The 24517-nt window shown below is 49.0% G+C and carries 23 protein-coding genes; 4 read left to right on the top strand and 19 right to left on the bottom strand.

The genetic code is table 11. From position 1 onward, the window contains the following. Nucleotides 1-282: 282 nt before the first annotated feature. The 9 genes from ispD to DW922_RS16160 all read right to left on the bottom strand — a co-directional run bounded on the left by ispD (nt 283) and on the right by DW922_RS16160 (nt 8012). Nucleotides 283-1014, bottom strand: coding sequence for a 2-C-methyl-D-erythritol 4-phosphate cytidylyltransferase (gene ispD / locus DW922_RS16200; RefSeq protein WP_118727113.1), 732 nt, complete (start codon nt 1012-1014; stop codon nt 283-285). Between the two features lie 32 nt (nt 1015-1046). Continuing rightward, nucleotides 1047-2096 carry a tRNA (adenosine(37)-N6)-threonylcarbamoyltransferase complex transferase subunit TsaD gene (gene tsaD / locus DW922_RS16195; RefSeq protein WP_118727120.1) on the bottom strand — a complete coding sequence of 350 codons (1050 nt, stop codon included), beginning with the start codon at nt 2094-2096 and terminating at the stop codon, nt 1047-1049. A gap of 9 nt (nt 2097-2105) precedes the next feature. Then, nucleotides 2106-3017 (bottom strand): ribonuclease Z, encoded by a 912-nt coding sequence (locus DW922_RS16190; RefSeq protein WP_118727112.1) that lies wholly within the window; start codon nt 3015-3017, stop codon nt 2106-2108. 48 nt (nt 3018-3065) lie between these two features. Next, nucleotides 3066-3308 (bottom strand): hypothetical protein, encoded by a 243-nt coding sequence (locus DW922_RS16185; RefSeq protein ID WP_118544164.1) that lies wholly within the window; start codon nt 3306-3308, stop codon nt 3066-3068. A gap of 274 nt (nt 3309-3582) precedes the next feature. Beyond that, nucleotides 3583-4035 carry a ribosomal protein S18-alanine N-acetyltransferase gene (gene rimI / locus DW922_RS16180; protein ID WP_347560330.1) on the bottom strand — a complete coding sequence of 151 codons (453 nt, stop codon included), beginning with the start codon at nt 4033-4035 and terminating at the stop codon, nt 3583-3585. After that, nucleotides 4032-4787, bottom strand: a complete 756-nt coding sequence (gene tsaB / locus DW922_RS16175; protein ID WP_118727111.1) for a tRNA (adenosine(37)-N6)-threonylcarbamoyltransferase complex dimerization subunit type 1 TsaB — start codon at nt 4785-4787, stop codon at nt 4032-4034. Before tsaB ends, rimI begins: the two co-directional genes overlap by 4 nt. Beyond that, the gene (gene tsaE, locus DW922_RS16170; protein ID WP_118718841.1) at nt 4784-5212 is read right to left on the bottom strand and encodes a tRNA (adenosine(37)-N6)-threonylcarbamoyltransferase complex ATPase subunit type 1 TsaE; all 429 of its coding nucleotides are present in this window, start codon (nt 5210-5212) and stop codon (nt 4784-4786) included. The genes tsaB and tsaE overlap by 4 nt, the downstream gene beginning before the upstream one ends. Further along, the gene (locus tag DW922_RS16165; RefSeq protein WP_118718840.1) at nt 5212-5733 is read right to left on the bottom strand and encodes a YcxB family protein; all 522 of its coding nucleotides are present in this window, start codon (nt 5731-5733) and stop codon (nt 5212-5214) included. The genes tsaE and DW922_RS16165 overlap by 1 nt, the downstream gene beginning before the upstream one ends. 137 nt (nt 5734-5870) lie before the next feature. Continuing rightward, complete coding sequence (locus tag DW922_RS16160) at nt 5871-8012, bottom strand: Tex family protein (RefSeq protein WP_118727110.1); 2142 nt, start codon at nt 8010-8012, stop codon at nt 5871-5873. Nucleotides 8013-8225: 213 nt separating this feature from the next. On the opposite strand from DW922_RS16160, the gene DW922_RS17770 reads away from it, so the two are divergent. After that, a complete protein-coding gene (locus tag DW922_RS17770; RefSeq protein ID WP_182436800.1) occupies nt 8226-8576 on the top strand; it encodes a DUF4190 domain-containing protein in 351 nt (116 codons plus the stop codon). A gap of 84 nt (nt 8577-8660) precedes the next feature. On the opposite strand, the gene DW922_RS16150 is transcribed toward DW922_RS17770, so the two are convergent. The 4 genes from DW922_RS16150 to secA all read right to left on the bottom strand — a co-directional run bounded on the left by DW922_RS16150 (nt 8661) and on the right by secA (nt 14435). Further along, nucleotides 8661-9887, bottom strand: a complete 1227-nt coding sequence (locus tag DW922_RS16150) for a homoserine dehydrogenase (protein WP_118718837.1) — start codon at nt 9885-9887, stop codon at nt 8661-8663. Nucleotides 9888-9922: 35 nt separating this feature from the next. Next, entirely contained in the window at nt 9923-10369 is a 447-nt protein-coding gene (locus tag DW922_RS16145) for an ACT domain-containing protein (protein WP_118718836.1), read from the bottom strand. 202 nt (nt 10370-10571) lie between these two features. Next, nucleotides 10572-11709 (bottom strand): peptide chain release factor 2 gene (gene prfB, locus DW922_RS16140; protein WP_118544171.1). Its coding sequence is split into 2 segments (ribosomal slippage): nt 10572-11633 and nt 11635-11709, totalling 1137 coding nucleotides; the frame shifts between segments, so codons are not numbered across the junction. 149 nt (nt 11710-11858) lie between these two features. Beyond that, nucleotides 11859-14435, bottom strand: a complete 2577-nt coding sequence (gene secA / locus DW922_RS16135) for a preprotein translocase subunit SecA (protein WP_118727109.1) — start codon at nt 14433-14435, stop codon at nt 11859-11861. Between the two features lie 638 nt (nt 14436-15073). Between secA and raiA the strand changes: the two genes are divergently transcribed. Then, nucleotides 15074-15601 (top strand): ribosome-associated translation inhibitor RaiA, encoded by a 528-nt coding sequence (gene raiA / locus DW922_RS16125; RefSeq protein ID WP_118718834.1) that lies wholly within the window; start codon nt 15074-15076, stop codon nt 15599-15601. A gap of 176 nt (nt 15602-15777) precedes the next feature. On the opposite strand, the gene DW922_RS16120 is transcribed toward raiA, so the two are convergent. Together DW922_RS16120 and DW922_RS16115 are read right to left on the bottom strand one after the other, a co-directional pair. Next, nucleotides 15778-16851: an acyltransferase gene (locus DW922_RS16120; RefSeq protein ID WP_118718833.1), complete on the bottom strand. Its 1074-nt coding sequence runs from the start codon at nt 16849-16851 to the stop codon at nt 15778-15780. Between the two features lie 11 nt (nt 16852-16862). Then, nucleotides 16863-18212 (bottom strand): C40 family peptidase, encoded by a 1350-nt coding sequence (locus tag DW922_RS16115; protein WP_118727108.1) that lies wholly within the window; start codon nt 18210-18212, stop codon nt 16863-16865. A gap of 329 nt (nt 18213-18541) precedes the next feature. On the opposite strand from DW922_RS16115, the gene fabG reads away from it, so the two are divergent. Both fabG and DW922_RS16105 read left to right on the top strand, forming a co-directional pair. Then, nucleotides 18542-19273 carry a 3-oxoacyl-ACP reductase FabG gene (gene fabG / locus DW922_RS16110; RefSeq protein WP_118718832.1) on the top strand — a complete coding sequence of 244 codons (732 nt, stop codon included), beginning with the start codon at nt 18542-18544 and terminating at the stop codon, nt 19271-19273. Between the two features lie 76 nt (nt 19274-19349). Continuing rightward, entirely contained in the window at nt 19350-20264 is a 915-nt protein-coding gene (locus tag DW922_RS16105; protein WP_118718865.1) for a selenium metabolism-associated LysR family transcriptional regulator, read from the top strand. Nucleotides 20265-20282: 18 nt separating this feature from the next. On the opposite strand, the gene greA is transcribed toward DW922_RS16105, so the two are convergent. The 4 genes from greA to DW922_RS16085 all read right to left on the bottom strand — a co-directional run. Further along, nucleotides 20283-20783, bottom strand: a complete 501-nt coding sequence (greA, locus tag DW922_RS16100) for a transcription elongation factor GreA (RefSeq protein WP_118544178.1) — start codon at nt 20781-20783, stop codon at nt 20283-20285. 27 nt (nt 20784-20810) lie between these two features. After that, nucleotides 20811-22037 (bottom strand): peptidase T, encoded by a 1227-nt coding sequence (gene pepT / locus DW922_RS16095; RefSeq protein ID WP_118718831.1) that lies wholly within the window; start codon nt 22035-22037, stop codon nt 20811-20813. Between the two features lie 146 nt (nt 22038-22183). Beyond that, the gene (locus DW922_RS16090; protein WP_118718830.1) at nt 22184-23515 is read right to left on the bottom strand and encodes a sodium-dependent transporter; all 1332 of its coding nucleotides are present in this window, start codon (nt 23513-23515) and stop codon (nt 22184-22186) included. A 718-nt stretch (nt 23516-24233) separates the two neighbouring features. Continuing rightward, the coding region (locus DW922_RS16085) for an ATP-binding protein (RefSeq protein ID WP_147353389.1) at nt 24234-24517 on the bottom strand (284 nt) is incomplete at its 5' end.

Below are 24517 nucleotides of genomic sequence, written 5' to 3'. Positions count from 1 at the left end.
TTAAACGCAAAAACAGCACAGTCGTACGACACCCCACGTTCCGATCCGGACTCCAAATGAAATGCCCTACACACCTGCGCCGCTCTCTATTCTCTATGCAATGTGTATATTTGTTTATCAACATATCCAAAGTATATCATCACTTTGTGAAATACACAAGCATTTTTCTCAGTTTTTCTTCGTTATTTTGTTAACTTTTCCCAAGTGTAACCTTTGTTTTTCATCAATTTTACATTAGCCGCACTTTGTAAAATAAAGTTTACGTAATACCTCTTCACAAGGTCACTGCTGTCCGCACATGCATGTGCAGCCGCGCCTGTTCAGCAATGCCTCTGCCAGGATCAGATCCTCCGGTGTTGTCACCTTTAGATTTTCATAGCTGCCTTCCACCAGACGGACCTTCGTGCCGCTTAAATGTTCCACTACCATGGCATCGTCCGTGATTCCTTTTTGAAGGGATTCGTCCGCCATCAGACAGTCGTAAGCCGCACGCACCAGCGGATAGGAAAATGCCTGCGGTGTCTGCACCTGCCAGAGTCTGGAACGGTCCGGGGTAGATTGTGCAAAACCGTCTGGATCGGCCACCTTTATGGTATCCTTCACCGGCATCCCCACCACACAGGCTCCATCCTGCATAGCCGCGTAAGCCGCGCGGGAAATAATCTCCCCCGTCACCAACGGTCTGGCTCCATCATGGATCAGCACATAATCGCACTTCTGCAGAGCCTTCAATCCTTCATAGACAGAATGATAGCGTTCTTTTCCGCCTGTCACAATACCGCAAAGCTTTTTCAGGTGCAGGGGCGCCAGGATTTCCTGACGCACATAATCTTCCTCACCGGCACCTGTCACCAGCACCATCACATCCACAATGCTTTGTTCAAATGCTTCCAGCGCATAAGAAATCAGCGGGCGGCCATTTAACAGCATATACTGCTTCTGAATATCACTGTGCATCCTGCTGCCGCGCCCGCCGGCCAGGATCACTGCCCCGATCCGAAATGTACCGATCATATCCTGTCTTCCTTCTTCCTGCTTTTCTCTTCTCAGCGCTCTCCCAGCTTCAGGTTCGGCACCGCATTTAAATCCCAGCCGTGCCGGGTTCCCTTTTTGTATTCGTAGTAAGCCGCACAGCCGATCATGGCCGCATTATCCGTACAAAAGATTGGGGACGGATGATAGAAATGAATGTGTTCTTTCTCACACGCCGCCTGCATGGCTGCACGAAGAGCTGAGTTGGATGCCACGCCGCCGGCGATCGCCAGCTTGTCATAGCCATACTCTTTTGCGGCCAGAACCGCACGGCTTACCAGTGCCTCTACCACCGCATTCTGGAAAGATGCGACCAGATCCGGCACACAGATTTCCATTCCGGTCATGTGTGCCTTGTTAATGTAGTTCAGTACTGCCGATTTCAGGCCGCTAAAGCTAAAATCGTATGGGGAACCTTCTACCTTTGCGCGCGGGAATTCAATGGCATGCGGATTGCCCTCTTTGGCTGCCTTGTCCACTTTCGGACCGCCCGGATAGCCAAGTCCGACAGCTCGTGCCACCTTATCGAAGGCCTCTCCGGCCGCATCATCTCTCGTCCGTCCGATGATCTCAAACTCGCCGTAATCCTTTACGATGACCAGATGCGTATGTCCGCCGGATACGATCAGGCAGACAAACGGCGGCTCCAGATCCGGGTTTTCAATATAGTTTGCAGAGACATGACCTTCAATATGATGCACGCCCACAAGTGGTTTTTTCGCCGCAAAGGCAATGGCTTTCGCCTCAGCCACACCAACTAACAGTGCGCCGACCAGCCCTGGTCCGTAGGTCACGCCAATCGCATCGACGTCATCCAGAGTCACCTTTGCATCTTCCAGCGCCTGGGTTACTACCTGGTTGATCTTCTCAATGTGTTTTCTGGATGCGATCTCCGGCACTACGCCGCCAAACTGGGTATGCAGTGCGATCTGGGAAGAAATGACATTGGAAAGGACCTCCCGGCCATTCTTCACCACAGAAGCTGCAGTCTCATCGCAGGAGCTCTCAATCGCCAGGATCAGAATATCCTTCTCTTCTTCGGTTTTCTTATTTTCTGTCTCCATCATTTGTTTTTATTCCTCCTCAAAGGTCAACTCTCTGGTCCAGCCATCCCGTGCAGTCTTTGCTGCCGGGAAGATTTCCCTCACCTTATCAATAAATTCTTCCGGATGGTTTAAGGAAGGACTGTAATGCGTCAGCCACATTTCTGCCGGCTGCGCTTTCTTTGCCAGGTTTGCTGCCTCGTACATCGTCATATGCTTATATTCCCGGGCCTTGACTTCTTTTCCGTCTTCGCCGTACATGCCCTCACAGATAAACAGATCTGCATGGTCTGCGTACTCCGCGATGACCGGAATCGGTCTGGTATCCGTACAATACGTAACTTTCAGGCCCTTGCGGTCCGGTCCCAGGACCATATCCGGCGTATAAGTCACTCCGTCTAAGGTCAGGGTCTCGCCTTTCTGCAGGCGGCTCCATGCCTTCATCGGCACATTCTGCGCTTTCGCCCGCTCCACATCGAAGCGGCCTGCACGCGGAATGGAAATGGAATAGCCGTAGCAGACCACATTATGGTTTACCCGGTAAGCATCGATCACATAAGGTCCGATATGAAACTGTTGTCTGTTTTCTTCCAGCTCGATAAACTTTAACTGGAATGGGAGCTCCGGTGCGATGGTGCGGAGCGCATTCACGACCCGCTCTAAGCCCTTTGGTCCGATCAGTGTGACCGGCTCGGTACGCTCGGCATTGCCCATCGTGAGAAGAAGCCCTGGAAGTCCGCTGATGTGGTCTGCGTGGTAATGGGTAAAACAGATCACATCGATGGGCTTCGGGCTCCATCCTTTTTCTTTCAGCGCCACCTGCGTTCCTTCTCCGCAGTCGATCAAAAGACTGCTGCCGTCACAACGCGCCATCATCGCAGTCAGCCAGCGGTACGGAAGCGGCATCATCCCGCCGGTTCCCAGTAAACAGATATCTAACATAAATCGATTAACCTCATTTCATTTGATGCTGATATCATAGCATAGCGTTTAGATGAATTCAACCGCTTCCTCGATTTCCGGGGCGATCGCAAACTGCCGGATAAGCTGGTCATAGCACTCCTCACACAGATCCCAATGATGGATCTCGCCGTCTTTTTCAGAAAAGTAATCCCAGGAATAATGGACCGAAAAGCTTCCCTCCCGCAGGATTCCGCGCTCCACCACCTGTTTTTTTCCGCAGCCGTTGCAAATGACCGATTCCAGGGTTCCGTTTGTCTGATATTTTCTCATGTCTTGTTCCTCACCTTTTCGTTCCTGTTTCTATACAGGTGTGCATTCTTGTAACTGTTCAGTAGGTCTGCGCATTTACTGCGCTGACCGTAAGAAAACATAGGCTGGCAGGGAAAAATCCCATTGCCGTAGGCAATTTTCATGGATTTTTGCTCGTGACTGTGAAGGTACTGAACAGTTACGCATTCTTTTTTTATTCTGTCTTTCTAGAGTAAAATAGGGAACACGGCACATCGGCCGCATCCCCTACATTATAATAGAAATATTCGTAATTTTAAGTGGTAATTTTTTCCGGCAGATCCCGTTTCCACATGATCACGGCATCCTCGGCCGGATTGTGATAATAGGCCTTGCGTACTGCCTCTGCCTGAAAACCATAGGATTCATACAGGTTTCTGGCCGCCAGATTGCTCTCGCGCACCTCCAGGCTGATGGCATAGGCCCGCTCGCGGATAGCATACTCTACCATGGCATCCATCATTTTTCTGCCAAGACCAAGCCTGCGGCTGTCCGGATGCACTGCGATCCGCTGCACCTCTCCCTCGCCCGCGAGGACACGCAGGTTGCAATAACCCCGGATTTTTCCTTCCTGTTCAAACACATAGTAGACATCGTACGGACTGTGGATCCCGGACTCCAGGATATGGTAGGACCAGTTTTCCGAAAAGCAGAGCTTTTCCAGTTCTGCTACCGCCGCAAGATCCCGTTCTTCCATCCGGCGGATCACTGCACATCTCCTGTTCCGACACTGTGTCCGGCCGCCAGCTCATCCGTCTTTCCCTGACGCTTTGCCTCTTCCAGCTCGCGTTCTGCCTGGGCTTTCCGCAGGTAATCCGGCGCATGGTCCATGGCCGATACCGTCTTTCCTTCCGCAAAATAGACACTTCCCAGAGCAGCAACGCTGGCGCCTCTCTGGCGGCTGCACTGCGCCGGGGCAAAGGAAAACGGAACAGTCATGGTTTCCCGGATTACCGTTTCGTTTACCGGAACTCCATCACCTAAGAAGATCACCCGCTCCCCACGGGCATTCAATTCCCCGATCAGTTCGTGAATGTCCATGCCGCACTGCGGTTTTACCACCTCAAATGCATCCTCATAATGGTAAAGTCCCGTGTACACCTGTCCTCTTCTGGCATCCATGACCGGGCAGATGAGTGCAGAAGTTCCGTACAGATTGTACGCCATGGCATCCATCGTTGGCACATGGACCAGCGGCTTATTAAGCGCAAGTCCGAGTCCTTTTGCTGTTGCGGAGCCAATGCGCAGGCCGGTATAAGAGCCCGGTCCTCCGGATACCGCAATCGCGTCCACATCGTTGAGATCCAGTTCCAGCATACGGGTCACCTCATCGATCATGGGGAGCAGCGTCTGGGAATGGGTCTTTTTAAAGTTTACGGTATATTCTGCCGTTACCAGTCCATCAGTCACCACAGCCACAGAAGCCACCAGCGACGAGCTTTCTATTCCAAGTATTTTCATGACAATCCCTCCACCGTTATCTTCCGGTAATCAAATCCCTGTTCCAGATCCTTTTCAATCCGGATGCGGACCACCTGTTCCGGTAAAATTTCCGGGATCAGCTGGGACCACTCGATCAGGCAGACGCCTTCCCCGTAAAAGCAATCCTCGTAGCCGATCTCATCCATCTCGCTGACATCCCCGATCCGGTATACATCAAAATGATACAGCGACAGACGCCCGCTGTCATACTGCTGCACGATCGTAAAGGTCGGGCTGTTTACCGGTTCCTCAATACCAAGCCCGGCTGCAAAACCCTGGGTAAAAATTGTCTTGCCCACTCCAAGATCTCCATCCAGACAGTAAATCTCACCCGCTTTTGCCTGCTCACCCAGGCGTTTTCCAAGGGCAAAGGTTTCCTCCGGGCTGTTGCTTCTATATTCCATCAGATTTTCCTCCGTTTTTCTTTCGGAAGATGCGCCGTTACCAATTCGCGGAATGCCTCTTCCTGATCTGCCAGCGCTGTTTTCGGAAGCAGATACGCATGGACACGGTCCATATATAAAATATACATGGATGGCTTCGCATCCAAAAGCCCCATCTGTTCCCAGGTAAATTCCGCCTGATTGTCCGTCTGGCTCACCGTCAGCTTTTCATCATCGAATACCAGACGCATCGGATCCTTGACGGCCGGGCGCTTTGCCTGTTTTTTCGCCTTAGTCCACAACAAAAACGGCTGCCATACCGTAAAGACCAGAACACAGATCACAAGCAGACAGCGGTATGGAGTGGTTGTGCTGCTCCACCGGAAGATTAAAAGATACAGCGCTGCCAGCGTAAACAGCAGATTAAAGATTCCCATCAGCCCGGCATTCGTGTGATACATGGAAAATGCCCAGAGATCTTTTGCCGTGACGGTTAAAGTGACATCCACAGTTTTTCCCGTCTGGACTACTTCGTTTTCCATTTGCGTTCACCATCCTTTCGCAAACAATTCTGGCTGCTTTCGCAACCATTTACTCTTCTTTTCCTGGATTTCTTTTCTGAAAATCCCATTCAAAGGCAATGTCATTTTCTATTTTGCTAATTGCACAATGGTTATTTTTATAATTTCATGGTCAGTGCAATACGCTTCTTGTTCAAGTCCACGCTTAACACCTTCACCTCGACAATATCACCAACGCTGACTGCCTCCAGCGGATGCTTGATATAGCGATCCGTCATCTGGGAAATGTGCACCAGGCCGTCCTGATGAACGCCAATGTCCACAAAGGCACCAAAGTCAATGACATTGCGCACGGTTCCCTTTAATACCATGCCCGGCTTCAGGTCCTTCATTTCCAATACATCCGTGCGCAGGATCGGCTTTGGCATCTCCTCGCGCGGGTCTCTCGCCGGTTTTTCCAGTTCTTTTACAATATCCTTTAAGGTGATCTCACCCAGACCTAATTCCTCTGCCAGTCCCTTGCAGCCACGCACCTTTCTGCCAAGCTCTTTCAGACCGCCAGATACAATATCTTCCGCTTGATAGCCCAGCTTCTGGAGCAATGCTTCAACCGCCTCATAGCTTTCCGGATGCACGGAGGTCATGTCCAGAGGATTTGTGCCGCCGTTGATGCGCATGAAACCGGCGCACTGTTCAAATGCCTTCGGTCCCAGCTTTGCAACCTTCAACAGCTGCTTCCGGTTTGTGAATACGCCGTTCTCCTCGCGGTAAGCTACAATATTTTTTGCGATGGTCTTGGTCACACCGGAAATGTACTCCAGAAGGGAAGGAGATGCGGTATTTAAATCCACACCAACCCGGTTTACACAGTCTTCCACAACGCCCTGCAGCGTTTCACTTAAGTTTTTCTGGTTCATATCGTGCTGGTACTGGCCAACACCGATGGACTTCGGGTCGATCTTAACCAGCTCTGCCAGCGGGTCCTGCAGTCTTCTTGCGATGGATGCCGCGCTTCGCTGTCCAACATCGAAGTTCGGGAACTCCTCCGTAGCAAGCTTGCTTGCCGAATATACGGATGCGCCTGCCTCATTCACGATCACATACTGCACCTGCTGCGGAATCTCTTTGATCAGGTCTACAATGATCATCTCAGACTCGCGGGATGCAGTTCCGTTTCCCAACGAAATCAGGGAAATGTTATATTTTTTGATAAGGTCCTTTACCACCTTCTTGGATTCCTCGACCTTATTCTGCGGTGCAGTCGGATAGATCACGGTCGTGTCCAGTACCTTTCCGGTCGCATCCACAACAGCGAGCTTACAACCGGTGCGGAATGCCGGGTCCCAGCCAAGTACCACACGGCCTGCTACCGGCGGCTGCATCAGAAGCTGCTTTAAGTTCTTTCCAAAGACCTTGATCGCGCCTGCCTCTGCATTCTCCGTCAGGAAACTGCGGATCTCACGTTCAATGGCCGGTGCGATCAGACGGCGGTAGCTGTCCTCTGCCACTTCCTTTAATACCGGGGTTGTATACGGGTTCTCCTGCGTGATCACCTGTTTTTCCAGATAGCGCAGAATAGTTTCTTCCGGTGCATCAACCTTGACCGTCAGGACTTTTTCTTTCTCGCCGCGGTTTAAAGCCAGGACACGGTGTCCCGCACACTTTTTCACCGGCTCCTCGTACTGATAATACATCTCGTATACCGATTCCGCTTTTTCATTCTTAGCCTGGGAACGGATCATACCCTGCTCCATGGTAGCCTGACGAATGTAGGTACGGTAATCCGCCTGGTCGGAGATGCGCTCCGCAATGATATCCTTTGCACCCGCCAGTGCATCGGCTGCTGTCGGCACTTCGTTTTCTTCGGACACATAGTCTTCAGCAAGCTTCTCCAGCGGCTCCTTCACCTGCTGAAGCAGGATCAGCTCTGCAAGCGGCTCCAGTCCGCGCTCTTTCGCGATCATGGCACGGGTACGGCGTTTCGGGCGGTACGGACGGTACAGATCGTCCAGCGCCACCATGGTCATCGCATCCTGGATCTGTTTTTCCAGCTCCGGTGTCAGCTTTTCCTGATCACGGATGGAAGAAAGAACCTGGTTCTTCTTTTCCTCCAGATTGCGCAGGTAACGCAGACGTTCATCCAGATTACGAAGCACCTCGTCGTTTAACGAGCCGGTTGCCTCTTTCCGGTAGCGGGCAATGAAGGGAATGGTATTTCCCTCATCGATCAGCTGGACAGCTGCCTCCACCTGCTTATATCCGATCTGCAATTCCTCCTGCAATGTTTTCAAAATATCCATCTAATGTAAAGCTCCTTTGTTTTCAAACTGTAACAGCTGTTCACGCAGACTTTGACTTTGCCTGGGAACCGCTGCAAACTGTACCCCTCATTATAATCGATAAGCAAGTCGTTCGCAAGTCGTTCGTCCGCAATTCCACCTTGAGGCTTTTTTCTTTTCGTGTTATGATTGAGAATAGTTGTATTTTTATCTATACTTACGGAGGAATTTTACATGGAACAGAATACCGGAGCCAAGCGCCCCGCCCCTAATAGACTCGCCCTGGCCAGCCTTTTGCTGGGTATTTCCGGGATTATAAGCTGGTTTTACCCACCAGTCCAGATCATCTTTGGTGCTTCTGCTGCCCTGACTGCATGGCTCTCCCGGAGAGGCCGCCGTTTTACCGGAACCGGAATTGCAGGATTCGTCATCGGAATCTTCTGCATTTTCCTGAGCTTCTTTATTTTTTTCCAGTATATGCTGGTCTACAATGTCGCTCAAGACCCAGCCAACTCTGAACTCATCCGCCAGGTCTACCACCAGGCGCAGGAAATTCTAAACAGTGTAGCACCTGCGGCACAGTAAACCATATTTTTAACGTATGAGGACCGTGGAAGCTGCCTTCGGCAGCTTCCACGGTCCATTCTTTTACGCCCAAATTATTATTTTTTAAAACTCTGCCCGGATTCTCTGGCGGATCTTCGCGGTCTTTTCCAGCGCTGCAGCACAGTCTGCATATGCTGCTTCACTCATCTCACCAGTCAGGAGTGCAAACTCGTCGCTTAAGCTGTCCAACTTTACGACTTCTGCATTTCCAAATGTTGAAGCGGCAGCTTTCTCGAGTTCTTCTCCAGTTCCCTCTACGCGTACAAAATAACGATGTACAGAGGTTTTCTGGTCTGCAATCGCGAGGCGCTCGCTGCTCCAGCCAAGCACTACATGATGGTCTGCGTTCTCGACTGCTTCCATAATGTCTGCGATAACTGCACTGGCGGTTGGCAGTTTGCCGGCACCGCTTCCGTAGAACATGGAAGTTCCAAGCATATTTCCTTTTACCATGATCCCGTTGAATACATCATTCACGGCATACAGCGGGTGGTCTTTTCCGATCATGACCGGTGCTACCCAGGCATGAACCTCTTCTCCGTCCATGCGGCTGGTACCAAACAACTTTACAGAGGTTCCAAGCTTGTCTGCATACTTAAAGTCCACATCTGTGATTTTGGTAATACCTTCTGTGCTGATGTCCTCGTAGTTTACTTCTTTTCCTGTTGCCATCGCTGTGAGGATCGCGATCTTACGGCAGGTATCGTAGCCTTCTACGTCTGCCTCTGGGTTGCGCTCTGCATAACCAAGCGCCTGGGCCTCTTTTAAGACTGTCTCAAAGGATGCGCCCTCTTTGTCCATCTTGCTCAGGATATAGTTGGTGGTACCGTTTAAGATACCGGTGATCTCTACGATCTTCTCGCCCTTTAAGCAGCGGTACAGCGGACGGATGATCGGGATGCCGCCGCCGACACTTGCCTCAAAGAAGAAATTTACATTCTTTTCTTTTGCAATGGCAAGAAGCTCGGTTCCGTGTGCTGCCACCAGTGCCTTATTGGAGGTTACGACATGCTTGCCAGCCAAAAGGCTTGCCTTTACAAACGGGTATGCCGGATTTAATCCACCCATGGTCTCTACTACCACACTGACCTCCGGGTCCTGCTCGATCACCTGAAAATCATGCACAATCTTATCTTCTACCGGACTTCCCGGGAAATCTCTTAAATCCAGGACATATTTCAGTGCTACATCCTGTCCGCAGCCTTTTTTGATCTGATCAGCGTTCTGATCTAAAATTTCTGCCACTCCGGAACCAATTGTGCCATATCCCATGATTGCTACCTGTACCATTGCTCTGTCCTCACTTTTCTCTTTGTTTGATAAACTTATTCTCTCGCAAGAATCTTCACATAGTGAATTCCATCCTGCTCTTCGATTTCTTCCACCATCTTGGAAACATTGCCGGTATTGTCTTTTACCTCCACAGACAAGGTTAACGTCGCTACTCCGTTTACCGGAATACTCTGATGGATCGTCAGGATGTTTGCTTTATAAACTGCTACGATATGAAGCAGGTCCGAAAGCAGTCCCTGTTCATCGTCCATCTGCACCACGAAGGTTACAGTCTTGCCTTTGGTATTATCATAAAACGGAAAAATATCTTCTTTGTATTTGTAAAAAGAACTGCGGCTGATGCCTACCCGCTCTGTTGCCTCCTGCACGGTTAACACACGCTCGGACTCCAGAAGCTTCTTGGCTTCCACCACTTTCAGCAATACCTCCGGTACTGCCTTCTGTTTTACCACAAAATATTTGCTTTTCTCTTCTGGCATAACAAATCCTCCTGCACACTCTCTATGTTCGTCTACTATGAACATTTGTGCTCATGAGGAAGATATTAGCACAAAAAAAAGCAGAGTGCAAGCATTTTCTCGCATACACTCTGCTTTCCCGTTTTGATCGTTACTGTTCACGCACGCGTGCCCAGCAACGGAATTTTCTGAACTAAAAATCCCTGCCTGTAAACCGAAACGCTTAGTCGTCCGCAGATGCCTTGCGGTCCGGGCAGCCCAGGCTCAGCCAGCGCAGGTAGGCGCTGATGAACGGGTCCAGTCCGCCATCCAGGACATTGGCCACGTTTCCGGTTTCTTCCCCGGTACGCAGGTCCTTGACCATGGTATATGGCTGAAGGACATAAGAACGGATCTGGTTGCCCCAGCCGATCTCTTTGACATCGCCGCGGATATCGGAAAGCTTCTCTGCGTTTTCCTGCTGCTTGAGCATATACAGCTTTGCCTTTAACATCTGCATGGCTTTGTCCTTATTCTGGAACTGGGAACGCTCATTCTGGCACTGTACCACGATTCCGGTCGGAATATGGGTGATACGGATGGCAGAAGAAGTCTTGTTGATGTGTTGTCCGCCGGCACCACTGGACCGGTAGGTATCGATCCGCAGATCGTCCGGATTGATCTCGACATCCAGATCCTCTTCAATATCCGGCATGACATCACAGGATACGAATGAGGTCTGGCGCTTTCCTGCTGCATTGAACGGGGAAATGCGTACCAGGCGGTGTACACCGCGCTCGGATTTCAGGTATCCAAACGCGTTCTCGCCGTTGATCTGGATGGTCACAGACTTAATGCCCGCTTCATCGCCGTCCAGATAATCCAGGACCTCGGTTTTATACCCCATCTTGTCTGCCCAGCGGCAGTACATCCGGTACAGCATACTGCACCAGTCACAGGACTCCGTTCCGCCTGCACCTGCATTCAGGCGCAGAATGGCATTGTATTTGTCGTATTCCCCTGACAGCAATGTCTCCATACGGAGTTTTTCCAGATTGCGCTGGAACTCATCCAACATTTCCTGGATCTCCGGGATCAGGGAAGGGTCCTCCTCCTCGTAGCCCATCTCGATCATCACCTGGATGTCTTCATACTGCTGTTCTAGACCACGGTAGAGCTCTACGGTATCCTTTAAATTCTTCGCCTCCTGCACCAGCTTGGTGGCGCGGTCCGCGTCGTCCCAGAACCCCGGCTCCTCCATGGATTTATCTAATTCATCGATTCGTCTGACCTTGTTATCCAGGTCAAAGTGAATCCCTCACTTCCACTAATGGTTTTTCAAAGGTCGATAATGTGTACTTGAACTGATCTAATTCTACCATTGTGTCACCTTCTTTCATATTTATATATTTTTGCAATGACCGGCGCATTCCAAAAAGGGAAATCCGCCGGTCATAAAACTTTGCTGTATCACAATAACTTGCAATCTTCCTGCAACGGTTTAGGACATGCAGTTACATCTCATTTTCTGCTATCTCGGCATCAGATCACGGCCATGACACTGTTTGAACTTCTTGCCGCTTCCGCACGGGCATGGATCGTTCGGGTAGATTTTCTGTACCTGACGTACCTTCGGTGCACGCGGTGCAGAATCGTCACGGTTGGTTCCGGTTACCTTTGCTGCCGGCTCACGCTCAATCTTCTGCTCAACACGGATGTGGAACAGGATGCGGACGGTCTCCTCGGTGATGGCTGCAGTCATTGCCTCGAACATCTCGTAAGCGCTCATCTTATACTCAACAACCGGATCTCTCTGGCCGTAAGCCTGCAGGCCGATACCCTGGCGCAGCTGATCCATATCGTCGATGTGGCTCATCCACTTGTTATCGATGACTTTCAGAAGGACTACGCGCTCCAGTTCACGGATCTGCTCTGCCTCCTGGAACTCAGCCTCTTTCGCCTCGTAAAGCTTGATCGCCTCTTCTTTCAGCATGTGCTTTAATTCATTCTTCTTGGTCACCGGATGATTCTCTGCGGTGATGGTCTCAAGCGGAATGATCGGAAGCAGAAGGCTGTTTAATTCATTCAAATCCCAGTCAGAGGATGCCTGGTCATCGGAGATGGACAGGTCTACGGAATTCTCGACAATGTCGGTGATCATCTTTAAGATCAGGTCACGCATGTTGTCACCATCCAGAACCTTGCGGCGCTCTGCGTAGATGATCTCACGCTGCTCGTTGTTAACCTCATCATATTTTAAGAGGTTCTCACGGATACCGTAGTTGTTGTTCTCGATCTTCATCTGTGCTTTCTCGATCGCGCTGGAAAGCATCTTGTGCTCGATCTGCTCACCCTCCGGAACGCCCAGAGCCTCAAACATAGCCATAAGGCGCTCAGAACCGAACAGACGCATCAGATCGTCCTCAAGGGAAATGTAGAAGCGGGACTCACCCGGGTCACCCTGACGTCCGGAACGGCCACGCAGCTGGTTGTCGATACGGCGGGATTCATGACGCTCGGTACCAATGACCTTTAAGCCGCCTGCTGCCTTTGCCTCATCATCCAGCTTGATATCGGTACCACGACCAGCCATGTTGGTCGCGATGGTAACGGCACCGTGAATACCTGCATCTGCCACGATCTCAGCCTCGAGTTCATGGAACTTCGCGTTCAGGACTTTATGCTGGATGCCGCGCTTGGTCAGCATCTTGCTGAGAAGTTCGGAAGTCTCGATGGTGATGGTACCAACCAGCACCGGCTGTCCCTTCTCGTGGGAAGCCACTACATCGTTGACAACTGCCTCGAATTTTTCTTTTTTCGTCTTGTATACAGCATCCTCGTGGTCGATACGCGCAACCGGACGGTTGGTCGGGATTGCGATCGCATCCATGCCGTACGTATTACGGAACTCCTTCTCCTCGGTCAGCGCAGTACCGGTCATACCTGCTTTCTTGCGGAACTTATTGAAGAAGTTCTGGAAAGTGATAGTTGCCAGAGTCTTGCTCTCGCGGCGTACATTGACATGCTCCTTCGCCTCGATTGCCTGGTGCAGGCCATCGGAATAACGGCGGCCCGGCATGATACGTCCGGTAAACTCATCGACAATGAGTATCTCGTCATCTTTTACCACGTAGTCCTTATCGCGGAACATTAAGTAATTCGCGCGCAGGGCAAGAATGATATTGTGCTGGATCTCCAGGTTTTCCGGATCTGCCAGGTTCTCAATATGGAAGAACTGCTCTACCTTCTTGACACCCTCTTCGGTTAAGTTTACAACCTTATCTTTTTCGTTTACTACGAAGTCACCGGTCTCCTCAATGTCCTCACCCATGATCGCATTCATCTTGGTGAACTCGCCGGATGCCTCGCCGCGTACCAGCTGGTGAGCCAGCACGTCGCAGACCTCGTAGAGCTTGGTGGACTTGCCGCTCTGACCGGAAATGATCAGCGGGGTTCTTGCTTCATCGATCAGGACAGAGTCCACCTCATCGATGATGGCATAGTCCAGATTTCTGAGTACCATCTGGTCCTTGTAGATGGCCATGTTGTCACGCAGGTAATCAAATCCCAGCTCGTTGTTGGTAACGTAGGTGATGTCGCAGTTGTATGCGGCCTTACGTTCCTCAGAGGTCATCGGGTTTAATACCACGCCGACAGTCAGGCCCAGGAAACGGTGAACCTGTCCCATCCACTCTGCATCTCGCTTTGCCAGGTAGTCGTTGACCGTTACGATGTGAACGCCCTTTCCTGCCAGTGCATTTAAGTATGCCGGAGAGGTGGAAACCAGGGTCTTACCTTCACCGGTTCTCATCTCAGCGATACGGCCCTGATGCAGCACGATACCACCAATGAGCTGTACCGGATAATGCTCCATGTTCAGCACACGCTTTGCAGCCTCACGTACCGTAGCGAATGCCTCCGGAAGAATATCGTCCAGAGTCTCACCATTTGCCAGGCGCTCCTTGAAAATGCGGGTATTGTCGCGCAGTTCTTCATCGGTCTTTGCCTGCATGGTCGGGCGCAGTGCCTCAATCTTGTCCACGATCGGATAGATCATCTTCAGTTCCCGCTCACTGTGGGTACCAAATACTTTTTCTATGAGATTCATATAATTCTTTCTCCTAAACTTTCTTTGTTTCGTCTGTCTCGTTCCTATTATTATAGTCAATCTTTGATATTGTACCACCTTCCCCTGATTTATTCAAGTTTTCCCCTTGTTGTTCACAAAAAATTTACCTTCTGCTTACTTTTCCTCCTTGAAACTCTATAAAAAACGATCCCAGGCAGCCTGCAAAAGCGGTTTCCGGCTGTGTAAAATTATGGTAAACTTGTCAGGTTGCACAAAAAACATGTTCGATTCACAACTTATCCACTTTATCCACAATATCCACGAAAAATGCATCCACATCCCGTCTCCTTGATTTTCAGCCAAAAATGAGTTATGCACCAAGTTATCCACATTATCCACAAAGTTTTCCCACATTTTTCTGTTCTTTCCAGATGGAAAAAAACCGTGTTTTCTTTGTTCATATCTCATAAATCCACTGTTTAAGCCAAAAAATGAAGGAAAACCTCTTGACTTTTCCACATTTCCAAAGGTAGGAATGCAATTTCTATTTTGTGGATAAAGTATTCGTTTTTATATTTTATTCACAATAATTGTCTCAACAATTTCCTGCTTTTAGTTGAAATTTTCGATTTTATGTGTTATACTTAGGACATCTCAAAAGAAGGAGCTGATGACTTATGCGTTATACCATTACAGGCAGAAATATTGATGTGACTCCGGGGCTTCGCGCCGCCATTGAGGAAAAGATTGGAAAACTGGAACGTTACTTCCTTCCGGATACCGAAATCATCGTAACGCTCAGTGTACAGAAAGACAAACAGAAAATCGAAGTTACCATCCCGGTGAAGGGAAATATCATCCGTGCGGAAGAATCCAGCAACGATATGTACGTGTCCATTGATTTAGTGGAAGAAATCATTGAACGCCAGCTTCGCAAATACAAAAACAAACTGATCGACAAAAAACAGTCCGCACAGGCATTCTCAGATCTGTTCATCAGCGAAGAGAGCGAGCCGGAAGACGAGATCCAGATCGTGAAAACCAAACGTTTCGCCATGAAACCGATGGATCCGGAAGAGGCTTGTGTCCAGATGGAACTGTTAGGCCATAACTTCTATGTATTCTTAAACGCAGAGACCGAGGAAGTCAATGTTGTTTACAAGAGAAAGGGCCAGACCTACGGACTGATCGAGCCGGAATTCTAAAAGCCAGCAATCATCCTTTCATACAAGGCAGCAAAAAAGGAAACGCACCCAAAACTGAGTGCGTTTCCTTTTTTATTGCCTGTAATGTAATTTTTCATAAAGCCAGACGGCGGATGCAGGCTGCAGTTCTGCTGCCAATCGTCAACTATTGTTTTTGCAATGTGTGAACAAGCCTGTCAGATCAATTTTCCCAGCCAGGAAAACCGCTCCCGTTCGGAAAGCACCGAAACGATCCAGGCGAACAGGATCATCGGTACCAAGACACATAGTGCAATATTTTTCTCAGTGAGCGGAAGCGGATTCCACTTCACGGTCCAGGAGAAAAAGTAAAAGAAATAGAAATGGGAAAAATAGACCCATTCGCTCATTTTTCGTAGAGTCACAAAGAACCTGGAATATCCACCCTCTGCTCTCATAAAAAGCTCCGTCAAAAAGAAAGCGGCCGGGGCTGCACTAAATACCATGTTCGTATTAAAGCAGGTGGAAACCTCTTTGTACATCAGTGCCAGAGATACCAGGCTTCCGGCAAGCGCCAGAAGAAGCGGCATCCGCCATGTTTTCCGGGAAAACCAGAGTCCCAGAGCCAGATAAAAGCTTCCGTAAAACAGACCATTTCGCATGGTCACAAACTTCGGCGCATACCACCAGACAAACTCCTGGATCTTCATGGGTGCCTGCTGGGTAAAATACCAGTTGTCACAGATGCAGCCAAACACAAACAGCGCTCCGGTCAGGATCAGGAGCATCCAGATTTTTAAGCCCACGCGGTAACCGGTCCACACGATCAGGCAGGCAAGCGCAAGCGCCGGAAGATACCAGAGCTGGGCAATGGTGCTGGAAACGAAAAAGGAATGGATGTAGGCCTTTACCGTCTCTGCGATCGTCGCTGTGCCGTGATACCAGTTATAAATATCGATGGGCCAGTAGATGACGCACCAGATCAGATACAGCTTTACAATGCGCCAGGCATAACGCCAGACAACCGACCATCCACCCGCTTTGTTTCCGCTGCATGAGTATCCGGCATCCGCGTCTTTGCACCTTCTGCTATCCGGAATTTTCCGGAACAGCAAAAAACCAGCAATGATAAAAAAGATGGGCACAGCCAGATTCGAAAGCCAGCTGCCGATCACCAGACGCCAGCGGCTTTCTGCAGGATAAAAGACCTGGATCATATGACGTGCGGCCACCAGGAGTGCCATAACAAATTTCAGCAGGTCCAGGCCGCAGTATTGTTTTTTTTCTTTCATAAATACACCTTTTAATCCAAGAAGGTAACAGCCTTACATGGAGTCCGGTAATTGTATTTTGTAATGGTGATACCCGTTGTCGGGTTGCTGGAATGGATGATCTGTCCATTGCCTATGTAGATTGCCACATGGTTGATGTAGCTTCCACTTGCGTAGAACAAAAGGTCACCCGGCTGGATCGCAGACAGGGAAATTTCTTTTCCTTTTGCTGCCTGGTCTCTGGAGCTTCGTCCTGTTGTAATGCCAAAGTGCGCAAATACTCCCTGGGTAAATCCGGAACAGTCGGCACCATTCGTCAGGCTGGTTCCACCATATACATACGGGTTGCCTAAGAACTGCTTTGCATAAGCCACGATCGCGGTTCTGGTCGCAGATACTACGGCTGCCGAGCTGCCAGGTCCTGCCACCGGAGAGGACTGGGTTGTTGTGGATGGGCCGGAGGAGCTGGTCTGGCTGGAACCATTCGGAGCAGAACTGCCCTGTGAGGAACTGCTCTGGGACGGACTCTTCTGGGACGGCGCCGAAGTTATCGTCTGACCGCCTGCACTGCTCTGGGAAGAGCTGCTCTGCCCTGCAGACGGACTCTGTGTCTGACTCTGATTTTTCGATGTGTTTGCAGTCGGTGCATTGGTCATAGCAGAATCATCGCTCTGCTCCGGATTTGCAGAAATGATCACATCTTTATTTTCCTCGACTTTGATCACCTGCTCCAGATTTGCAAGTGCCGTCTGGGCATCGCGCTTTCTCTGCGCTTCCTCTTCCAGCTTTGCTCGCTCTTCTTCCAGGGACACTGCCTGGTCAAACTCGACCTCAACCTTACAGTATGACTTTGCAATATAACCGATCAGGTCTGCATCGACCTCAACCTTGTAAAAGTCGCCTTCATCACCCTGGACAACATAGCGGGAACCGCTGGAGATCATAGTCAGGACATTACTTGTCAGACTCGGTTCTTCGCGCAAACGCAGATTGTCTACGCTGACAGTCACAAACTCCCGGCCAATCGACTGGGCCAGTGTCTCTGCCTCCTGACCGGTAATAAAATACTCCGATTTGATGAAACCGTTTACCGTTCCAGACTGGATCCGGTACCAGCTTCCGCCCTCTCCATTCACAGTTTCCAAAATGGTAGCGGCACAGTTATTGTAGATCTTACCAACGATCTTGCTGTTCGTTGTCGCCTGTTCCCGGATATTCACATAATCGGTAACCTGGGATACCGCAATATTTTCATAGTCTGCCGGTGCAGCCACTAACATTGCCTCATGAGGAGACTTTGCCGCATCTGCGTAAGCAGAAAACGGACATGCTGCCACTGCGCAAAGGCAAGATACTGCCAGTACTTTCTTCCATTTTTTCATGCGTCTTCGCCTTTCTTATTTCTGTTTCTCTTCACATGCACTTGCCCGGCAATAGGATTTTGCCGATACTTCGCACTCCAAATCGGCAAAATATGCTGCCAGAACTGTATCACACGGTATTTCCAGTTGCACGCAACACTTTTCCGTAATCTGTCATTCAGTATAACATATCCCTTCTGAAAGTTACAGAGTGTTCGCAAAATTGTAATTTATTTGTAAAATGTAGCTTGCTGTTCGCGCAAAGCGTAAATAGCAACAAATGTAAGGAGTTTTATGATAGAATATGTTTAGAAAACAAGAAACCATAATATGACAAAAGGAGTGATCGTATGGCAAAGAAAGTTGTTCTCGTAACCGGCGCTTCCCGCGGAATCGGAAAAGCCATTGCCGTAAAATTTGCAAAAAAAGGCTATAACGTGATCATCAACTGCGCCCACCGGGAGCAGGAACTGATGCAGACCAAAAAAGAAATTGAAAGCTACCAGGTGACCTGTGCTGCGTTTTTAGGAGATATGGGCGACATGGCTGTCTGTGAACAGCTGTTTTCCATGATTCGCAAACAGTTTGGCAGTCTGGATGTCTTAGTCAACAATGCCGGTATCGATTATATTGGTCTTTTGCAGGATATGACTTCTGAGGAGTGGGACCGCATCCTGCGTACCAACCTGACCTCCGTATTTAACTGCAGCAAGCTGGCTATTCCGCTGATGCTTGCCGCCGGTCACGGAAAGATCATCAACATTTCCTCCGTATGGGGCTGCGTAGGCGCTTCCTGCGAAGTCGCGTACTCTGCGACAAAGGGCGGCATCAATGCCTTCACCCAGGCACTGGCCAAAGAGCTTGCCCCAAGCAATATCCAGGTCAACGCCGTTGCCTGCGGTGCCATTGACACGGAAATGAATCAGTGGATGGAGGAAGACGAGCTGATCGGGCTGGTTGAGGAAATCCCATCCGGTCGTCTCGGACGTGCGGAGGAAGTCGCTGATTTCGTTTATCACCTCGGCTACAAAGGCTCTTACTTAACCGGTCAGATCATAAAACTGGATGGAGGCTGGATCTGATCTTCCTGTTTTGCCATGCCCGCTGTCCTTTTCCGGCCGCGGGCAGACAGATTCCCATTCGATAAAGGAGAACACCATGGAGTTCAAACAACTGCAATCCTTCGTGGCTGTTGTCGATTACGGCAGCTTCACGAAAGCTTCGGAAAAGCTCTTTATCTCCCAGCCTACCATCAGTACCCATATCCGTATGCTGGAAGAAGAGCTTCAATCCTGTCTTCTGGTGCGCACGACGAAAAGCATCGATCTGACACCGCGCGGGCAGGAATTTTATGAATGCGCCATAAGCATCCTGAGTCTCAAAAATAATCTGCTGGAAAGCTGGAACAACGAAGCAAAAAATACGATCCATCTTGGTGCTTCCACCATTCCATCATCCTACCTGCTGCCGGAGCTTTTGCCAGCTTACAAAAAGCTGCAGCCGGAAACTTATTTTAACATTCATCAGAGCGACAGCCAGGGAATTCTGGAAAAAATTCTGGAAGGGCGTTTTAATCTTGGCCTGGTTGGCATGACCTGTGAAGATGAACGTTTTTGTTTTGAACCATTTTACAATGATCAGATGGTTCTGATTACCCCGAAAACACCGTATTTTGCCCAATTTCAGACTAAGCAGCTTCCGCTCAATACCATTTTAAGTTCAGAACCCATCATTTTGCGCGAAGAGGGAAGCGGTAGCCGTAAGTTTGTATATGAACTTCTGGAGAAACTGAATATTCCTGAATCCTCCCTGCAGGTCACTGCGCGGTTAAACGATCAGGAATCCATCAAAAACCTTGTGGCAAATGGACTTGGTATTTCTGTCATATCAAAAGCGGCCGCCTGCAGCCCTGGTTCTGATCAAAAGCTTTTTGTTTTCGATCTTCCCACCGCCACAAACAGCCGCAGCCTGTATCTGGTCTATCACAAAAGTTTTATTTTAAAATCTTATATTCGTGAGTTTATGGAATTTGTACTGCATTTTTACCGGGAGACCAATGCCCGGGACCAATAACGGATCGCCCAGCCTCCATCAAAATTTCCGGATCGTATCTTCTTCGTCTCCAAGATCTTCGATCTTACGGATCACTGCAAAGTAGCTGAAGCCATTGTCCGTTGTAATCTCTACCCGGTCTCCTACTTTATGACGCAGAATTGCTTTGCCAAGGGGAGACTCAATGCTGACCATGTTATGCATGGAATTTCCGCGAATGCTGGTCACCAGCTTATAGGTCTCCTCCTCGTCATCGTCTTCCATATAAAGCGTGACAGCCTTGTTCAATCCGACTTCATCTGCCTTAGATGCATCAGATATCACAATGGCATTCTTTAACATATTCTCCAGATAGCGGATCCGGCTCTCATTCTGATTCTTATCTTTTTTCGCCGCATGATACTCAAAATTCTCGCTTAAGTCACCATGCGCCCTTGCCTCTTTTACGGCCTCCAGGCACTTCGGGCGGATCACCAGCTTGCGCTCCTCAATCTCTGCCTGAATCTTTTCCACATCGGATTTTGTCAGTTTTTCTCTCATGATTTTTTTCTCTCTTTTCTGTTGCATTTATGCTGTCATTAATTTCACAAGTATCTCCACGATCTTCTCCATGGACTGAATCGAAATGAACTCATATTTGCCATGGAAATTTGCTCCGCCTATGCACAGGTTCGGACACGGCAGCCCCATGTAAGAAAGACGCGCACCATCGGTACCTCCACGGATTGGACGGATATCTGGCTCTACATCCAGTTCTTTCATCGCCTGGCATACCCTGTCGATCAGCTCCATATGCGGTTTAATCTTTTCTTTCATATTGAAATAGGAATCCTTAATTTCAATGTCCACGGTACCGGCTCCATATTTCTGGTTCAGGAACGCTGCCGTCTGGCGCATCTGTTCTTTTTTCTTTTCGAATTTTTCCATATCATGATCACGGATCAGGTACTTCATTACAGAAGTCTCCACATCACCCTGGAAATGATCCAGATGGAAGAAACCCTCATAACCCTCTGTATACATTGGATTTTCAAACGTCGGCAGCATCTGCTGGTATTCCATTCCGATCAGCATGGAATTCACCATACCCTTTTTGGCATCTCCCGTGTGCATGCTGCATCCATGGATCGTGATCACCGCAGATGCTGCATTGAAGTTTTCATATTCTACCTCACCGAGTTCACCGCCATCTACCGTATAGGCAAACTGCGCTCCAAAGCCAGGAACATCAAACCGGTCTGCACCACAGCCGATCTCCTCGTCCGGGGTGAAAGCAATGCAGATCTTGCCGTGAGGAATTTCCTTATGAGAAAGCAGGTAATCCGCTGCCGTCATGATCTCTGCCACACCAGCCTTATCGTCTGCTCCAAGAAGTGTCGTTCCATCGGTCGTGATCAGGTCCTGACCCTGATACCGTTCCAAAAACGGGAATTCCGAAACACGCATAAAAATCTGTTTTTTCTGATTCAGACAGATGTCTTTTCCATCATAATTTTTTACGAACTGTGGTTTTACATTGGCTCCGGTCAGAGCCGGTGCGGTATCCATATGGGAAATAAAGCCGAGGGACGGAATCTTTTCAGCCTGATTGGCAGGAACATTTGCCGGAATTTCCGCATAAATATAACCATACTCACTGAGACGCACACGCTCGGCACCCATTTCTTCCAGTTCCTGTTTGAGACATTTGGCTAACTCCCACTGTTTCTCTGTACTTGGCATCTTGCCAGCATCCTCTTTTGACTGGGTATCGAAGGATACATAATTCAAAAAACGTTCGGTTACCTGTGACATAATGAATACTCCTTTTTCTGATAAATCCTTTATTTTTTAATCCCGCTGAATCTGATTATAGCACAAAAAGACTGCCCCTGTAAAAGAATCACAAGGACAGCCTTTTTCGTAATCTTCCACTGAGAAAGTTCCTGTTCGCCGGTATCTCAGCCAATTCCCCCAAGCAGCGCACCGGCAACCAGAGCCACAAAAGCCGCTGGAACCAGTACATATTTGCCGAGCAACACAAAGTTTCGGCCAATTTTCTTTTCTGCACCGCGATTTACAGCCTCCAGGGCAAAGTCCGTTCCGGCAACCCAGAAGAACATAATTCCGGCAAGCATTGCTCCAAGCGGACAGATATAGATCGATACCACATCCATCCACCCAGAGACAATGCCCTGAATAAACAGTGCAACACTGCAGCCTGCTGCCGCGATCACCGCCACAGCAACCGGCCGTTTCAGTCCGCAGCGCTCCTGTAACGTTTCCACCGGTGCCTCATAGAGGTTTACCAGAGAACTCATTCCGGCAAATAACACACAGACATAAAAGATCATTCCGCAGATTTTTCCACCCGGCATTCCATTGAACACGTTCAACAGATAGATAAACATCAAACCAGGACCTCCGGAAGAAAGTTCTGCGCCGCCTGCTGCCATGCCCGGAATAATCACAAAAGCAGCCAAAAGTGCAGCAAGTGTATCAAAAAATGCTACATTTTTTGCAGATGCAGCAATATCCTCAGAATCGCTTAAGTAAGAACCATAGATCACGGTTCCGTTTCCTGCAATGGACAGTGAGAAAAATGCCTGCCCAAATGCATAGATCCAGAGGCGTATATCCTTCAGTCCCTCCGGATTGATGGTAAAAATATAATGATAGCCTTTTTCTGAGCCTGGAAGTGTAAAGATATAAACACCAAGTCCCAGAAACAGAATAAATAACAGCGGCATCATGATCTTGTTTGCCTTCTCAATTCCGCCCGCAATTCCAAATGCCATGATCACTGCAGTGACAATCACTGTGATGACCAGCCAGTTATTATTGCCAAATCCCGTCGCCGTACCGTCAAACAATCCACCGATCGCTCCCATATCCTGTCCCAGGGCATAAAGGTTTCCCGTCAATGCAAGGAACGCGTACTTAAAGATCCATCCCACTACTACCGTATAGCCGATGGCAAGCGCCATGGACCCCAGTACCGGGATCACACCGATCAGCTCTCCGATCCGTTTCTTTCCGGTCCGTAATTCCGTACACATGCCAAACGCCTTGATCGGTCCGCTCTTTGCGGCACGTCCCAGTGCCATCTCCTCGATCACGCCTGTGGAGGCGATCAGCACAACAAACAACAGATACGGAAGCAGAAATGTCATTCCACCCCAATCAGAAACAATATATGGGAAACGCCAGATATTCCCCATACCAACTGCCGAACCGATGCAAGCAAGCACAAAACCGGTGCGGCTTTTAAACCCATCCCTTTCTTTTGCCATGAAATAAATTCCTTTCCAACACATTACTTTTATTTTGATTGCTTCCCACGCCTTCAATCTGTATGAAAACCCCAAGAAGAAAATACAACAATAAAAAAGTCCGGAAAACCAAAGTTTCTCGAACTTTTCTACATCGTTTCTTTTATTATACTTAACTTTTTCGCAAATATCTATAGAATTTTTCATTCTCTGGGAATTCTTTATCTAATTGCTTGGTTTTTGCAAGTGTAAATTACTCTTTATGTATTTTTATTATGCAAGAAACCAATTACTGCATATACTGTATGAAAACTAGCACAACTGGTATTGTTAGTGCAGATAAAACTGTAGAAGTAAAAATGCCCTTTGCAGCAAGACGAATATTTCCCTCATACTCGCTACACAACATAGATACATTTCCCGCAACAGGAAGCGCACATAATAAAACAGCAATAGACCGAAATATGGAATACTACAGCCAATGATAAATCCTATGACGCAACCCATGATAACTTAGAGGGTGACACTCACCAAGTTAGCCACCAAGATTCTACGCCGTCAGCAGTTATATTGCGCCTAATGCTTTTTAGATTTTCTTCGCAATCGTAGACAGCTCCGAAATAATACTAAGAAGATCATTTTTTGCAAGCTCCGTGCGGCAGAATTGGAGCGCGAAAATACGGAGCTACGCGGAAAAGTCCACAGCTATGAAGATGTAATTCAGCGTAATAAAAGGGTTTTAGGGCTTCGTTGATTGTTGCGTTGGCAACCCCACCGCAATGGTAGTGCCCTTCTCCGAACTTTTCTCCACCCAAACGGAGCCGCCGTGGAGATCGGCGATCTCCCATACCAGTGAGAGCCCCAGTCCTGCGCCACCGTATTCCCGGCTGCGAGACTTGTCCACCCGGAAGAAGGGCTGGAAGATACTGCGCTGATACACCTCCGGGATGCCGCAGCCGGTGTCGGAGACGCGGATCAGGAGCTTTTCCAACTCCTGAGTGACAGAAACCCGTACCGAGCCGC

Origin of the sequence: Clostridium sp. AM42-4 (assembly GCF_003480105.1) — a bacterium.
Classification (GTDB): Bacteria; Bacillota; Clostridia; order Lachnospirales; family Lachnospiraceae; genus Brotaphodocola.
The sequence above is the reverse complement of the archived record's forward strand: the minus strand, read 5'-3'. Positions and strand labels throughout refer to the sequence as shown.

Bases quoted from the DNA above. Each gene is read 5' to 3' on its own strand.
- DW922_RS16160 (WP_118727110.1), bottom strand. From the start codon at position 8,012: ATGGATATTTTGAAAACATTGCAGGAGGAATTGCAGATCGGATATAAG.
- DW922_RS16185 (WP_118544164.1), bottom strand. From the start codon at position 3,308: ATGAGAAAATATCAGACAAACGGAACCCTGGAATCGGTCATTTGCAAC.
- DW922_RS16165 (WP_118718840.1), bottom strand. From the start codon at position 5,733: ATGGAAAACGAAGTAGTCCAGACGGGAAAAACTGTGGATGTCACTTTA.
- DW922_RS16150 (WP_118718837.1), bottom strand. From the start codon at position 9,887: ATGGTACAGGTAGCAATCATGGGATATGGCACAATTGGTTCCGGAGTG.
- tsaE (WP_118718841.1), bottom strand. From the start codon at position 5,212: ATGGAATATAGAAGCAACAGCCCGGAGGAAACCTTTGCCCTTGGAAAA.
- ispD (WP_118727113.1), bottom strand. From the start codon at position 1,014: ATGATCGGTACATTTCGGATCGGGGCAGTGATCCTGGCCGGCGGGCGC.
- DW922_RS16120 (WP_118718833.1), bottom strand. From the start codon at position 16,851: ATGAAAGAAAAAAAACAATACTGCGGCCTGGACCTGCTGAAATTTGTT.
- DW922_RS17770 (WP_182436800.1), top strand. From the start codon at position 8,226: ATGGAACAGAATACCGGAGCCAAGCGCCCCGCCCCTAATAGACTCGCC.
- secA (WP_118727109.1), bottom strand. From the start codon at position 14,435: ATGAATCTCATAGAAAAAGTATTTGGTACCCACAGTGAGCGGGAACTG.
- fabG (WP_118718832.1), top strand. From the start codon at position 18,542: ATGGCAAAGAAAGTTGTTCTCGTAACCGGCGCTTCCCGCGGAATCGGA.
- greA (WP_118544178.1), bottom strand. From the start codon at position 20,783: ATGAGAGAAAAACTGACAAAATCCGATGTGGAAAAGATTCAGGCAGAG.
- pepT (WP_118718831.1), bottom strand. From the start codon at position 22,037: ATGTCACAGGTAACCGAACGTTTTTTGAATTATGTATCCTTCGATACC.
- DW922_RS16145 (WP_118718836.1), bottom strand. From the start codon at position 10,369: ATGCCAGAAGAGAAAAGCAAATATTTTGTGGTAAAACAGAAGGCAGTA.
- tsaB (WP_118727111.1), bottom strand. From the start codon at position 4,787: ATGAAAATACTTGGAATAGAAAGCTCGTCGCTGGTGGCTTCTGTGGCT.
- DW922_RS16105 (WP_118718865.1), top strand. From the start codon at position 19,350: ATGGAGTTCAAACAACTGCAATCCTTCGTGGCTGTTGTCGATTACGGC.
- DW922_RS16190 (WP_118727112.1), bottom strand. From the start codon at position 3,017: ATGTTAGATATCTGTTTACTGGGAACCGGCGGGATGATGCCGCTTCCG.
- tsaD (WP_118727120.1), bottom strand. From the start codon at position 2,096: ATGGAGACAGAAAATAAGAAAACCGAAGAAGAGAAGGATATTCTGATC.
- DW922_RS16090 (WP_118718830.1), bottom strand. From the start codon at position 23,515: ATGGCAAAAGAAAGGGATGGGTTTAAAAGCCGCACCGGTTTTGTGCTT.
- raiA (WP_118718834.1), top strand. From the start codon at position 15,074: ATGCGTTATACCATTACAGGCAGAAATATTGATGTGACTCCGGGGCTT.
- DW922_RS16115 (WP_118727108.1), bottom strand. From the start codon at position 18,212: ATGAAAAAATGGAAGAAAGTACTGGCAGTATCTTGCCTTTGCGCAGTG.